The 12,278-nt window shown below is 37.8% G+C and carries 17 protein-coding genes; 14 read left to right on the forward strand and 3 right to left on the reverse strand.

Annotated elements, in window-relative coordinates; all coding sequences use genetic code 11:
• Window positions 1-135 precede the first annotated feature (135 nt).
• The 5 genes from WCX87_RS00295 (at window position 136) to WCX87_RS00315 (ending at window position 4,046) form a co-directional block, all read left to right on the forward strand.
• Window positions 136-1,071 (forward strand): sensor domain-containing diguanylate cyclase, encoded by a 936-nt coding sequence (locus WCX87_RS00295; RefSeq protein WP_345980047.1) that lies wholly within the window; start codon window positions 136-138, stop codon window positions 1,069-1,071.
• A 162-nt stretch (window positions 1,072-1,233) separates the two neighbouring features.
• Complete coding sequence (locus WCX87_RS00300; RefSeq protein WP_345980048.1) at window positions 1,234-1,491, forward strand: hypothetical protein; 258 nt, start codon at window positions 1,234-1,236, stop codon at window positions 1,489-1,491.
• 115 nt (window positions 1,492-1,606) lie between these two features.
• Window positions 1,607-3,205 carry a cation:proton antiporter gene (locus WCX87_RS00305; protein WP_345980049.1) on the forward strand — a complete coding sequence of 533 codons (1,599 nt, stop codon included), beginning with the start codon at window positions 1,607-1,609 and terminating at the stop codon, window positions 3,203-3,205.
• A gap of 68 nt (window positions 3,206-3,273) precedes the next feature.
• On the forward strand, window positions 3,274-3,762 hold the full coding sequence (locus tag WCX87_RS00310) for a histidine phosphatase family protein (RefSeq protein ID WP_345980050.1): 489 nt from the start codon (window positions 3,274-3,276) through the stop codon (window positions 3,760-3,762).
• 47 nt (window positions 3,763-3,809) lie between these two features.
• Entirely contained in the window at window positions 3,810-4,046 is a 237-nt protein-coding gene (locus WCX87_RS00315; RefSeq protein WP_345980051.1) for a DUF465 domain-containing protein, read from the forward strand.
• A gap of 17 nt (window positions 4,047-4,063) precedes the next feature.
• Here the strand turns inward: WCX87_RS00315 and WCX87_RS00320 are convergent, their stop codons facing one another.
• Complete coding sequence (locus WCX87_RS00320) at window positions 4,064-4,693, reverse strand: NAD(P)H-dependent oxidoreductase (RefSeq protein ID WP_345980052.1); 630 nt, start codon at window positions 4,691-4,693, stop codon at window positions 4,064-4,066.
• Between the two features lie 402 nt (window positions 4,694-5,095).
• Here WCX87_RS00320 and WCX87_RS00325 point away from each other — a divergent pair, with 402 nt between their 5' ends.
• On the forward strand, window positions 5,096-6,319 hold the full coding sequence (locus WCX87_RS00325) for an outer membrane protein transport protein (RefSeq protein WP_345980053.1): 1,224 nt from the start codon (window positions 5,096-5,098) through the stop codon (window positions 6,317-6,319).
• 60 nt (window positions 6,320-6,379) lie between these two features.
• On the opposite strand, the gene WCX87_RS00330 is transcribed toward WCX87_RS00325, so the two are convergent.
• Window positions 6,380-6,589 carry a hypothetical protein gene (locus tag WCX87_RS00330; protein WP_345980054.1) on the reverse strand — a complete coding sequence of 70 codons (210 nt, stop codon included), beginning with the start codon at window positions 6,587-6,589 and terminating at the stop codon, window positions 6,380-6,382.
• Between the two features lie 4 nt (window positions 6,590-6,593).
• Complete coding sequence (locus WCX87_RS00335; RefSeq protein WP_345980055.1) at window positions 6,594-7,439, reverse strand: S1-like domain-containing RNA-binding protein; 846 nt, start codon at window positions 7,437-7,439, stop codon at window positions 6,594-6,596.
• Between the two features lie 218 nt (window positions 7,440-7,657).
• Here WCX87_RS00335 and rpmJ point away from each other — a divergent pair, with 218 nt between their 5' ends.
• The 8 genes from rpmJ to WCX87_RS00375 all read left to right on the forward strand — a co-directional run bounded on the left by rpmJ (window position 7,658) and on the right by WCX87_RS00375 (window position 12,274).
• Window positions 7,658-7,771, forward strand: a complete 114-nt coding sequence (rpmJ, locus tag WCX87_RS00340) for a 50S ribosomal protein L36 (RefSeq protein WP_345980056.1) — start codon at window positions 7,658-7,660, stop codon at window positions 7,769-7,771.
• 2 nt (window positions 7,772-7,773) lie between these two features.
• On the forward strand, window positions 7,774-8,136 hold the full coding sequence (gene rpsM / locus WCX87_RS00345; protein ID WP_345980057.1) for a 30S ribosomal protein S13: 363 nt from the start codon (window positions 7,774-7,776) through the stop codon (window positions 8,134-8,136).
• Between the two features lie 11 nt (window positions 8,137-8,147).
• Complete coding sequence (gene rpsK / locus WCX87_RS00350) at window positions 8,148-8,540, forward strand: 30S ribosomal protein S11 (RefSeq protein WP_345980058.1); 393 nt, start codon at window positions 8,148-8,150, stop codon at window positions 8,538-8,540.
• Window positions 8,541-8,551: 11 nt separating this feature from the next.
• Window positions 8,552-9,178 (forward strand): 30S ribosomal protein S4, encoded by a 627-nt coding sequence (gene rpsD, locus WCX87_RS00355; protein ID WP_345980059.1) that lies wholly within the window; start codon window positions 8,552-8,554, stop codon window positions 9,176-9,178.
• 23 nt (window positions 9,179-9,201) lie between these two features.
• Window positions 9,202-10,194: a DNA-directed RNA polymerase subunit alpha gene (locus WCX87_RS00360; protein ID WP_345980060.1), complete on the forward strand. Its 993-nt coding sequence runs from the start codon at window positions 9,202-9,204 to the stop codon at window positions 10,192-10,194.
• Between the two features lie 18 nt (window positions 10,195-10,212).
• Window positions 10,213-10,563, forward strand: a complete 351-nt coding sequence (rplQ, locus tag WCX87_RS00365) for a 50S ribosomal protein L17 (RefSeq protein WP_345980061.1) — start codon at window positions 10,213-10,215, stop codon at window positions 10,561-10,563.
• Between the two features lie 121 nt (window positions 10,564-10,684).
• Window positions 10,685-11,920, forward strand: coding sequence for an aldo/keto reductase (locus WCX87_RS00370; RefSeq protein ID WP_345980062.1), 1,236 nt, complete (start codon window positions 10,685-10,687; stop codon window positions 11,918-11,920).
• 78 nt (window positions 11,921-11,998) lie between these two features.
• The gene (locus WCX87_RS00375) at window positions 11,999-12,274 is read left to right on the forward strand and encodes a NifU family protein (protein WP_345980063.1); all 276 of its coding nucleotides are present in this window, start codon (window positions 11,999-12,001) and stop codon (window positions 12,272-12,274) included.
• Window positions 12,275-12,278 lie beyond the last annotated feature (4 nt).

Raw genomic sequence — 12,278 nt, forward strand, 5'->3', positions numbered from 1 at the left:
ACATCTTTTCTTATCCCATACTTAGCATATATCTGAACTCACTATATTGATTATTTGGATATAATTGTTACCAGTTCACAATGAGAAAGACAGATGATATACATTATTTTAATTCTAATTTTTTTAATAATTTTTATGTATTTTAGATTTCGTAAGCAGGAACAAAAGCTTATTGAAGCTAAAGAGAAGTATGAGTCTATTGTAGAAGATCTAGGAGAAGATTTCTTTGCGTACCGCATGAATGCGGATTTAAATTTTGTTTATTTTAGTAAAAATATGGAAAATATACTCGGAGTTTCTCCAAAAGAGATTCTTGGAAAAAATTTTGATGGGATTCTGGAGTGGACAGGCGACTCTTTGGAAGTAGGTGCAAAAAGCCTTGAAGCTTACTATACAGGACAACAAAAAAGTGATTTGACAACGATGTCATTTATCCATCCTGCTAGCGGTGAGGAACGATTTGTAAGAGTGGCAGATCATGCTGTTCACGATAGTTCCGGTAATTTATTGTGGATAGAAGGAATCCTTGAAGATATCACAGAGAGAGTGAATGCAGAAAAAGCGCTCCGTAAAAAAGAGCTGGAACTTGAAAGACTTGCTACTACAGACGCTTTAACAGAGTGTTACAATCGTTACTCTATAATGAAACAGATAAAAGAAGAGATCAATCGTATTAAACGTAACGAAGAGCCTCTGTCTATCATTATGTATGATTTTGATAACTTTAAACAGATCAATGATAACTTTGGTCATGAGATGGGAGATTATGTATTAAAAGAGTCCACACAAGTTGTAAGCCAAGTTATTCGCGAGATCGATAAAATAGGAAGATACGGCGGAGAAGAATTTCTCATATTATTGCCATTTTCCAATTTATCCAATGCACTGGAAGTTGCTGAGAGGGTCAAAGATGCTGTCGCCTCTCATCAGTTCAAAGATTTGGATCAAGTAACGATCAGCTTGGGAGTGGTCGAATACAACAATGATGAATCTCTTGAGAGCTTTTTAAAACGTGTGGATGAGAAGATGTATCAATCAAAACACTCAGGTCGAAATACGATATCTTCATAAATACTTCTAAAGTATTGCCGTCAATAGCACTTATGTAAGAGTGTGCACTGATTTTCTGAAGTCAGATAGCCAGTGCAGTAATCAAAAGTGTTTTTTACAAAACTAACACTCTGCTAACAGTTTTATTTTATAGTTATACAAATCAAATAAAAAGGATCAACCATGAAAGCAGTAACGATCGTTCTTTCTGTACTATTACTCGGAGCACTCTCTTTAGAAGCAAAAGGCGGCGGTGGCGGTATGGGTGGCATGGGCGGACAAGGCTCAATGCATAAGTCGATGTTTGGAAATACGACTCAGACTAAGAAAAAGTCAATGGAACAAAAGCGTTTAAAAGACGGCACGGGTGATAGACAACAGATCAAAAACCAGTATCAAGACCAGTACAAATATAACATTCAAGAGAAAGTAGGCAATTAAACCTCGATATAAAAGTCAGTCATTTTCAACTAAATGACTGACGTAAAACACTCCCTGCATAGTTTTTATACACGATTATTCGTTGATTTCATCACTATCAGTCTATAATTCTTTTATGGAAAATTTACTACTAGCAATATTTTTAACATTAGCGATCGCGACGGTGCTTAACATCATCCTTAAAAGATTTGGCGTATCGCACATCATCGGATATATCCTTACGGGGACGATCATCAGCTATGTGTTCGGGTTTAACGGACTGAACATCTACTCACTTGAACTCATCGGAGAGTTCGGCATCGTCTTTTTGATGTTTACTATCGGGCTGGAGCTGAGTCTTGGCAAGATCAAGAAGATGAAAGACATACTGCTCACAAACGGTTTGCTGCAGGTACTCTTTAGTGTCATAGTTATCTTTTTACTCTCGTTTTACCTCTTTAAACTGGATTTTAATACTTCGCTTATCATCTCTTTGGCATTTTCGCTTTCATCGACTGCCATTGTTTTGACGTATTTGAAAAAGTCAAAAGATATCCTCACGCCGTATGGGCAGAAGTCTATGGGGATCCTTATATTTCAAGACTTGGCGGTCATCCCTATCTTGCTGCTTATAACGTTCTTGTCAAACCATGAACTCTCCATCGGCGAAGTGCTGGTGCAGACACTCGTCTCCGCCGTACTGGTCGTCGCGTTTATGTTTACCATCGGAGAGAAGATAGTAAACGCTCTGCTACAGTTCTCTGCTAAGACGGAGATAGAAGAGCTGTTCTTGGGGTCTGTCTTTGCCATCGTCATCGGGGCATCACTGCTGGCTCATTACACAGGGTTTACATACTCTTTAGGTGCGTTCATAGCAGGGATGATCATCGCCGATACCAAATACAACGTAAAAGTCGAGTCAGACATCGTAAGCTATAAAGACCTGCTTCTTGGTGTCTTTTTCTTCGGTGTGGGTACAAAGATAGATGTGGTTTATTTTTTACAAAACATTCACATCGTCGTTTTTATCTTTGTGCTGGCGATGCTTTTTAAGTCCATAGTCATCTATGCCATTATCCGAAGAAACTCGGACAAAAATACTTCGGCTAAGACCGCTTTAGCTCTGGCGCAGATCGGTGAGTTCTCTTTTGCAGTTTTTGCACTTGCCGGTTCGCAAAAACTGATTAGCCAGGAGATGGCGAGCTTTTTGATACTCGTAAGTGTCATTTCCATGATCCTTACACCGCTTGTGCTAAGCAATATCTATAAGCTCTCATCTTACTTTGAAAAAGAGTTCTTTGAAGCGGACGTCATTACGCCTATTGGACAAAAGGGGCATATTATTGTAGCGGGCTATTCGACTTTGGGAAGAAGGATAGCAGCAGAGCTGCAGGCAAGAGGAGCCGACTTTGTCATCATCTCGGACAACTTAAGACACGTACTCTTGGCTAGAAAACTGGGCTATATGGCATACTTCGGTCACTTAAACAAACTGCCCGTTTTGGAGTCTTTGGCAGTCGATGAAGCGAAAGCCGTCATCATCACACTGAGCAGCGAGCACAACAGACGTCTTATCAGCGAAGCGATACTGGAGTTTTCTCCGCATGCGAACATCATCATTAAGATTGACAGCGTAGAGGAGAGAAAAAGTATGAAAGACCTGCCGAAGCTTGAGTTTGTCGATGCGAGTTATGAGGTGTCAAAACTGCTGGTGGATCACGCTGTCAAAAAATAATGTTTGACTTAATCTGCTTCTATGATTGATTAAGTAGATTCTTAGTAATAGTGGAGTCAAATATAAGTATGAAAAAGATTTATATCATAAGACATGCGAAATCCAGCTGGAAAGATCTCAATCTTGATGATTTTGAAAGACCTTTAAATAAAAGAGGGCAGAATGATGCTCCTTTTATGGCAAAGACACTCAAGAAAAAAGGCGTGAAGCCGGATATCATCATCTCAAGTCCTGCACTTAGAGCAAAGACGACCGCACAGATAATCGCACAAGAGGTAGGATTTAAAAAGTCTATACTATATATAGAGAAGATATACGAGGCAGAAGTCGAAGACCTTTATGATGTAGTGAGGAACATAGATGAAAAGTACAAAACAGTTTTTATCATAGGACATAATCCTGGATTAAATATGTTTGTCGAGAGTCTGGTCGGTTTTCATGAGAATATCCCCACATGCGGAATCCTCGAGCTAGAGATAAATTGTAAGAATAATAAAGACATAAGTGCTTCATGCAGCGAGTTCATATCTTTTGATTACCCGAAAAGATATAAATAAATAAGTAGAAATGTGTTAAAATTGTAAAAATATATCAAGGAACACGAATGTTACACGAATACCGCGACATCATCACACACATGAAAGAAAATGAAGCTGCAAACGCTCACTTTTTAAAGATCTTTGATCGTCACAACGAACTTGACGATAAGATAACAAAAGGTGAAAACGGTGATATGCCTTTAACTGATGCTGAGCTTGAAACGCTTAAAAAAGAGAAGTTACTTCTTAAAGATGAAGCTTACGGCATGATCTTAAAATACAAAAAAGAGCACAACCTATAATCCATCGTAATGATGGATTATCTTATATATTCTACAACCTCTTCATATGGCAGTCTGAGTTGAGAAGATTGTTCATTTACTCTATATCCAAACGGTAATATCATAGATAACTGGTACTTAGTGGTATCAAGACCGAGTGTCTCTTCAACAGCTTTTTTATCCAATCCTTCGATGGGACATGAGTCGATCCCGATATATGCAGCAGCAGTCATCATATTTCCGGCAGCAATATAGGTCTGTCTTGCCGTCCAAGAGTAGATGTTCTCATCACTGCTAAGAGTCTCTTTTAGATGATCCGCATATAAGTTGAGGTAGAACTCTAACTTTTCTTCTGGCATATCGCGTCTTTGAAATCTTTTTTTAGGGACTCCACTCTCTGGTTTTACGTTTTCTATCCCCGCAAGAATGACCACAAGATGTGAACATGAAGTTATCTGAACCTGATTCCAACATAACGGACGCAGTTTCGCTTTTAATTCTTCATTTGTAATGACTAAGAACTTCCATGCTTCCATTCCAAAAGATGAAGGAGATTTTCTTGCTGCCTCCATAATATAATGCATTTCATCATCAGATATTTTTTTATTTTCATCAAATATCTTGCATGCATGCCTAAAATCCATAGCTTTCATAAAATCATTTGTCATCTGTTTTCCTTTGTTTAATAGTTCTTTTGAGCTATGGTACACTATTTTTAGGCTTGTTTTGTAAATGAATACTATAGAAATGTGATAAAAATGTTACTAAAATTCACAAGTGTGATAAAAACTTGATAAAACTTGATATAGAGTAAAAAGTTATCAAAAAATTATTTTCTGTTATTTTTTTAACAATAAAAAATAATTTAGGCACTTTTGATAACTTTTGATTATATCTACTATCAAAAATCACCCTTTTTTGATAAATTTAATAGGATTTATAATAAATGCTTATCAATCTTAAAATAAGTTTAAGTTTCAACTAATTTTTTCTCACATATAATGCTTGCAGTCAAAGCGAACTAACGAACCGCTTGAACAAAAAATTTATAAAACTCTAATGGAGATGAAATGAAGAAAACAATTAAATTAGCTGTAGTGGCTGCATTAGCTCTAGGGACAACTTCTGCGTTTGCAACAAACGGATCAAACCTAATAGGTATGGGTGCAAAAACTCGTGGTATGGCTGGTACAGGTATCGGTATGAGTCATGGTGCTGAATCAGCATTAGTTAACCCGGCGTTAATCACATCTGTAAAAGGTACAGAGATATCTTTCGGTGGTACTCTTTTTATGCCTAACGTAAAAAATACAAATGATCTTGGTGCTGGCGGTGTTTCTGCTGATAGTGATGCTAAGATGAATGTTATACCAGAAGTTTCTTTAGCTACTAAAGTAAATGATAACTTTTACTGGGGTGTAGGTATGTGGGGAACTGCAGGTATGGGTACTGACTACCGTTCATCTAAAGATATCGCATCAGGCGGAACACAAATGCAAATGGTTACTAACCTTCAACTAATGCAGTTCGGTGTGCCTTTAGCATATACTATGGAAGGTGTAAGTGTAGCTATAACTCCAGTACTACAATATGGAGCACTTGATATTAATTACAACTCTACAGGTTTACCTGGTGGTGATAAAGTAGGTGCTGGTATTGCTCAAGATTTAAAATTTGGTTATAACTTAGGTTTATCATACCAAACATCTGGTATCACAATAGGTGCTACATATAAATCTCAAATTGATATGGAATATCAAGGACAATTATCAAATGCAATGCAAGCTTTCGGTTTAACTGGATATACGAACGATAAATTATCAACTCCAGCTGAGATCGGTGCGGGTGTTAGTTATGCATTTGATGGTAATACAATCGCTATCGATTTTAAACAGATCCAATGGTCAAAAGCAAAAGGTTACGAAGACTTTAAATGGGATGACCAAAACGTGATCTCTGTCGGTTATGAGTATGCAACAGCTGATTGGGCTGCACGTATCGGTTATAACTATGCAAAAAGTCCAATTTCTGAGCAAAGTGGATTCGCAGGTAGTTTGACTGCTCCAAGTAGTGGTTTAATTAACACATTTAACCTTTTAGGTTTCCCGGCAATAGTTGAGTCTCATTATGCAATCGGTGGTACATATAACTTTAGTACAACAACTTCACTTGACTTAGCATTTACATATGCTCCGGAAGTAAGTAATACATATACAAACTTTACTACTGTAACAGATATAACAACAAAACATTCACAAACAAGCGCAAGTGCACAACTTAACTACGCGTTTTAATAGATAGATTCTATTCATTCTCCGTCGCCTTCGGGCGACATCTCCAAAGATTTTCAAAGCTTAATTCGGGTGCAGCTCTTTTTTTAGTTCTTTTGGCAGTTGTGCAAAAGCTATCTTTTGCTGCCCCTGTTTTACATCACCTTCATATACCATCACATCGACGGTCATGTCTTTTTGATAAAAGCGGATAAGCTTGTAAGTCGTATTGTCTCTTGTGAACGATATCTTTTTATCGCTTAGTTCAATTGTAGGTTTTTTCTTTTTTGCCATAATATTACTTTAAATAAATTCCCGTGTCTTTGACCTCTATAAGGTTCTTTTCCTGTAAAACAGTCAACGAGTGTTTAAAAGCTTTTTTGCTCATACCAAAAGCATCTGTGATGAGCTGTGAATCGCTTTTGTAGTTGTATGGCATACTTCCGCCGTTTTTCTTGATAAGTTCTAATACTTTTGTAGAGGAGTCGTCTTTTCTCTCTTGCCCTATCTTTTGGATCGATATATCGATATTGCCGTCATTTCGTATATTTTTCACGTAGCCGGTTCTTTTGTCGCCGACATGGACGGTCTCAAAGACCTCGTTTCTATATACCAGACCGTTATATTTGTTATCTACTATACATTTATACCCAAGCGGAGTCTCATCATATATAAGTATCTCGACCGCACTGTTGCGAAATAGTCCCTGAGGTTTGTCGTCAAGGTACTTGACAAACTTTTGAGTCCCAATGAGTCTGTCTGTCTGCTCATCGATCACGACACGAAGAAGTTTTTTATCTCCGACTTGAAATGGCTGTTTTTGTAAAGCTTTGGGAACGAAAAGGTCTTTTGGAAGTCCCCAGTTCACGAATGCCCCGAATTTTGTCGTATCGACTACTTCAAAAAGTCCGAACTCGTCTATCATAGCTGTCGGCCTTAGAGTCGTTGACACTAAACGGTCTTCACTATCGGTGTAAACAAATACGTCAAGCAGATCGCCGACTTTCATGCTTTCATTATAGTATTGGTTTGGAAGAAGCACATCTTCACCGTCTGCTGCAACAAGATAGAGTCCCGGAGATGTGTATCTATCTACTAGAAGTGTATTAACACGACCGATATGGATATGTTCGTTTTGAGTCAAAATTAGCCTTTACATGTAATAGGCTAATTATATCAGGTATCGGATCAATTCTCGTTTAATATACGTTTTACATTTTTTCTGATATAATGCGCATCCGCTTTGCTGTTTTGTACACAATAAGTGAATGTTTGTATCTGTACAAGTTGGTGTAGACACAAGTATTGGTTAAAGTATTTAACCTCAATAAGCGGCAAAGATTTAAAGAACAGGAGCTTTCAATGAAAGTACGTGCTTCAGTAAAGAAGATGTGTGACGATTGTAAAGTCGTTAAGAGAAAAGGGATCGTCAGAGTAATCTGTAAAAATCCTAAACATAAACAGAGACAAGGATAAGAATGGCACGTATCGCAGGTGTGGACTTACCTAAGAAAAAACGCGTAGAGTACGGACTGACATACATATTTGGTATCGGTCTTCACAAATCACGTCAAATTCTAGAAGCTACAGGTATTAACCCTGATAAACGCGTTCATGAATTAGACTCAGAAGATGTTGCAGCTATCACAAAAGAGATCCGTGATTCTCATATTGTTGAGGGTGATCTTCGTAAACAAGTTGCAATGGACATTAAAGCATTGATGGAACTAGGTTCTTATCGTGGACTTCGTCATCGTCGTGGATTACCATGTCGTGGACAAAAAACTAAGACAAATGCGCGTACTCGTAAAGGTAAGCGTAAAACTGTCGGCTCAGCGTAAGGAATTATTAGATGGCAAAAAGAAAAGCTGTACGTAAAAAAGTAGTAAAAAAGAACATTGCACGTGGTGTGGTTCACATCTCTGCATCATTTAATAATACTCTTGTAACTATTACTGACGAAATGGGTAATATGATCGCATGGAGTTCTGCTGGAAGTCTTGGTTTCAAAGGCTCTAAAAAATCTACACCATTTGCAGCGCAACAAGCAGTTGAAGCAGCAGTAGAAAAAGCAAAAGTTCATGGAATTAAAGAACTAGGTATTAGAGTTCAAGGTCCTGGTTCAGGTCGTGAGACAGCAGTAAAAGCTGTAGGTGCTATCGAAGGTATCCGTGTTACATTCATGAAAGATGTTACACCATTACCACACAACGGTTGTCGCGCACCAAAACGTCGTAGAGTTTAAGGAGATTACTGATGGCAAGATATAGAGGTCCAGTAGAAAAAATCGAACGTAGATTCGGTGTAAGTTTGGCACTTAAAGGTGAACGTCGTTTAGCTGGGAAATCAGCATTAGAAAAACGTCCGTATGCACCAGGTCAACACGGTCAACGTCGTAAAAAAATATCTGAGTATGGTTTACAACTAAACGAAAAACAAAAAGCGAAATTCATGTATGGTGTTTCTGAAAAACAATTCCGTACATTATTCCAAGAAGCTAACCGTCGTACTGGTAACACTGGTTCGATCTTAATCACTCTTCTTGAAACTCGTTTAGATAACGTACTTTATCGTATGGGATTTGCTAGTACACGTCGTTTTGCACGTCAATTAGTAAACCATGGTCACGTACTTGTTGACGGAAAACGCGTTGATATCCCATCATACGCTGTTAAACCGGGTCAAAAAGTTGAAATCCGTGAAAAAAGCAAGAAAAATCCTCAGATTCTTCGTGCAATCGAGTTAACAAACCAAACTGGTTTAGCTCCATGGGTTGATATTGATGCTGATAAAGTATTTGGAATCTTTACTCGTTTACCAGAACGTGAAGAGATTATAATTCCAGTAGAAGAACGTTTAATCGTTGAGCTTTACTCGAAATAATAAATAAAAAAAGGCGTTTGAGAATGAACAAGATAAAAACTACTCCGCTTCTCCCACAAGAGTTTGTGGTTGAGCAGATCAGTGATAACGAAGCGAATATCATCGCTTATCCATTCGAGACGGGTTATGCTGTATCTTTAGCTCACCCGCTTCGCCGTTTCCTATTAAGCAGCTCTGTTGGATATGCTCCAATAGCTATTAAAATAGAGGGTGCTAAGCATGAGTTTGACTCAGTGCGTGGTATGCTTGAAGATATTTCTGATTTTATTATCAACTTAAAAGGTATTCGTTTTAAATTAAAAAACGATGCTACTGCGGTTGAAGCAAACTACAGCTTTGTAGGTCCATGCGAAATAAAAGGAAGCGATCTTAATAGTGATGAAGTAGAAGTTGTTACACCTGACGCATTCCTTGCAACGCTTAATGAAGATGCTACTTTAAACTTTAGCATCATCATAAATCAAGGTATCGGATATGTACCAAGTGAAGATATTAGAGATGATCTAAAAGAGGGTTATATAGCTCTTGACACATTCTTTACTCCGGTACGTAGAGCAACTTATAAAATTGAGAACGTTCTAGTCGAAGACAATCCAAACTTTGAAAAAGTTGTACTTAACATAGTTACAGATGGTCAGATTTCTCCGCTTGACGCATTCAGAAACTCTTTAGAGGTTATGTATGCACAGCTTGCTGTATTCAACAGTGAAATCAGTATCAAAACTCCTGTTTCTATCGAAAGAGCAGAAGAGAGTGCAGAACTTAAAAAACTTACAGCTCGTATTGAAGAGCTAGGTCTTAGTGCTAGAAGTTTTAACTGTTTAGATCGTTCAAACATCAAGATGATCGGTGAGATCGTTTTAATGAGCGAAAATGATCTTAAAAATGTTAAGAATTTAGGTAAAAAATCGTTTGAAGAGATATTAGAGAAAGTGCAAGAGTTCGGTTTTGCAGTTGGTGCTGATCTTTCAGATGATTTAGTAAGTTCATTAAAAAAGAAAATAGAAGCTGAGTAAGCTTAAAGAGGATTTTAGATGAGACATCGTCATGGATATCGCAAACTTGGTCGTACAAGTGCTCACCGTGGAGCGCTTCTTAAGAACTTAAGTATTGCATTAATTGAAAACGGTAAGATAGAGACAACTGTACCAAAAGCTAAAGAGCTTCGTTCATTTGTTGAAAAACTAATCACAACTGCTGGTAAAGGTGATGCTAACGCTCACCGTGCAGTATTTGCAGCTTTACAAAATAAAGAAGCAACTAAAAAACTAGTTAACGAAATAGCTCCTCAGTACGTTGAACGTGCTGGTGGATATACTCGTATCACTAGAACTCGTATCCGTCGTGGTGATGCTACTACTATGGCGTTTATCGAATTAGTATAATCTACTGATTCAACCCTTCTTCGGGCTTTGCCCGAAACTTTCATACTACAAACACTAACTAATTGAAATCTATGGACAAACTATCTGTTTAGATGTTTCAATTACCTTTAAAGAGAATATAATGGCAGATTTTGGATTCGGTACCTACAGGATAAGTGAACATAATCCTCAGCATATAGAGGCTTTGCGTGAAGCAGTTATAGGCGGTATAAAACTCATAGATACTTCGACGAACTATATGGACGGTGAGGCTCAGCGTGCTATAGCTAAAGCTATGAAGCTTCTAAGCGATGAAGATGTAAAAGATATCGAGATAGTCTCCAAAGTAGGCTATATTCAAGGTTCTACTTTAGAGCGCCATAAACAAAGCAGCTTTGAAGAGGTAGTAGAATACAGCGAAAGCTGTTACCATAGTATTTCACAGTCTTTTATCAAAGATCAGATAAGCGTATCTTTACAAAGACTTGAGGTGGACAGTATCGACTGTCTGCTGCTGCATAATCCGGAGTATTACATCTTAGACGGGATAAACCGCGGCGTAGAGAAAGATGACAGACTAGACGGGATGTACCAAAGACTCTTTGACGCTTTTTTAGCGTTAGAAGAGGAGATACGTGCGGGCAGAATAAAAAGCTACGGTATCAGTTCTAACAGCTTTGCAAAACATCCCAATGATGAAGAGTATCTGCCGTATGAAGACCTTTTGACTCTTGCTGCTGATGCGGCAAAAGAGCTTAGAAATAAAAGACATAGTTTCACGACCATAGAGCTGCCTGTAAACATGCTTGAAACCGAAGGGCTTAGATGTGCTGCTTGGGCGAAAGAAAACGGTTTAAGAGTCCTTGTAAACCGCCCGTTAAATGCTCAAAAAGATAAACTTATGTATAGATTGGCTGATTATGAGGAGCCAAGAGAGTATTATTATCACTTAAACGAGCTTTTGGAACTCACCGACAATGAACCCTTAAGACCGATGTTTAATCTTATCTCTCAACTTGATCAAAGCAAGCATAAATTTGGATGGGTCGGAGAGTATGATATATTTTTGTATTCACAGGTAGTTCCCCATATCAGAAAGTTCTTACAGCCGTTAGATGATGAGAATAAAGCGACTTTAGTCGAGTTTATCGACCTGTTTTTGCAGGAATACGGCAAAATGGTAGCGTATGAGTGCTCTAGAAACACGAGAGTCCAGTTAAAAGAGGAGCTTAAAGATTGTCATGCTTCATTGCAAAACTGTGCTTTAAAATTTTTACTTAACAATGAAAATATCGATTATGTCTTAGTCGGTGCAAGAAAACCGATCTATGTGGCAGATATTCTATCGATCGGGGATGAACTCCTTAAAAATAGATAGAAAGAATATCTTTTATCACATGTTAAGCAATATTTTCATATTTTATGAAATAAATATATAATATATATAAGGTGTAAGATGATACCGTTTACAGATGAAGAGTTAATTGAACCGGTTAAAAATGTTATAGAGAAAGTTCGTCCATCACTTGCGCTTGACGGAGGAGACATAGCTTTCATAACAGTAAAAAATTCTACGGTATATGTGCAGCTTCGCGGTGCATGTGTAGGGTGTGGAAGTAGTGGAAACACTCTAAAGTATGGTGTTGAAAGACAATTAAGAATGGATATACATCCGGAACTTACAGTTATTAATGTACCGATAGGTATGGAAAACGATATAGATAAATTATAAATCA

Source organism: Sulfurimonas sp. HSL3-2, from assembly GCF_039645965.1.
Lineage (GTDB): Bacteria > Campylobacterota > Campylobacteria > Campylobacterales > Sulfurimonadaceae > Hydrocurvibacter > Hydrocurvibacter mobilis.

Excerpts from the sequence above, each read along its gene's own strand:
- rpsK (WP_345980058.1), top strand. The coding sequence starts at position 8,148 with ATGGCAAAAAGAAAAGCTGTACGTAAAAAAGTAGTAAAAAAGAACATT.
- WCX87_RS00310 (WP_345980050.1), top strand. The coding sequence starts at position 3,274 with ATGAAAAAGATTTATATCATAAGACATGCGAAATCCAGCTGGAAAGAT.
- WCX87_RS00300 (WP_345980048.1), top strand. The coding sequence starts at position 1,234 with ATGAAAGCAGTAACGATCGTTCTTTCTGTACTATTACTCGGAGCACTC.
- WCX87_RS00305 (WP_345980049.1), top strand. The coding sequence starts at position 1,607 with ATGGAAAATTTACTACTAGCAATATTTTTAACATTAGCGATCGCGACG.
- rpmJ (WP_345980056.1), top strand. The coding sequence starts at position 7,658 with ATGAAAGTACGTGCTTCAGTAAAGAAGATGTGTGACGATTGTAAAGTC.
- rpsD (WP_345980059.1), top strand. The coding sequence starts at position 8,552 with ATGGCAAGATATAGAGGTCCAGTAGAAAAAATCGAACGTAGATTCGGT.
- WCX87_RS00325 (WP_345980053.1), top strand. The coding sequence starts at position 5,096 with ATGAAGAAAACAATTAAATTAGCTGTAGTGGCTGCATTAGCTCTAGGG.
- WCX87_RS00360 (WP_345980060.1), top strand. The coding sequence starts at position 9,202 with ATGAACAAGATAAAAACTACTCCGCTTCTCCCACAAGAGTTTGTGGTT.
- rpsM (WP_345980057.1), top strand. The coding sequence starts at position 7,774 with ATGGCACGTATCGCAGGTGTGGACTTACCTAAGAAAAAACGCGTAGAG.
- WCX87_RS00370 (WP_345980062.1), top strand. The coding sequence starts at position 10,685 with ATGGCAGATTTTGGATTCGGTACCTACAGGATAAGTGAACATAATCCT.
- WCX87_RS00330 (WP_345980054.1), bottom strand. The coding sequence starts at position 6,589 with ATGGCAAAAAAGAAAAAACCTACAATTGAACTAAGCGATAAAAAGATA.
- WCX87_RS00295 (WP_345980047.1), top strand. The coding sequence starts at position 136 with ATGTATTTTAGATTTCGTAAGCAGGAACAAAAGCTTATTGAAGCTAAA.
- WCX87_RS00315 (WP_345980051.1), top strand. The coding sequence starts at position 3,810 with ATGTTACACGAATACCGCGACATCATCACACACATGAAAGAAAATGAA.
- WCX87_RS00375 (WP_345980063.1), top strand. The coding sequence starts at position 11,999 with ATGATACCGTTTACAGATGAAGAGTTAATTGAACCGGTTAAAAATGTT.
- WCX87_RS00320 (WP_345980052.1), bottom strand. The coding sequence starts at position 4,693 with ATGACAAATGATTTTATGAAAGCTATGGATTTTAGGCATGCATGCAAG.
- rplQ (WP_345980061.1), top strand. The coding sequence starts at position 10,213 with ATGAGACATCGTCATGGATATCGCAAACTTGGTCGTACAAGTGCTCAC.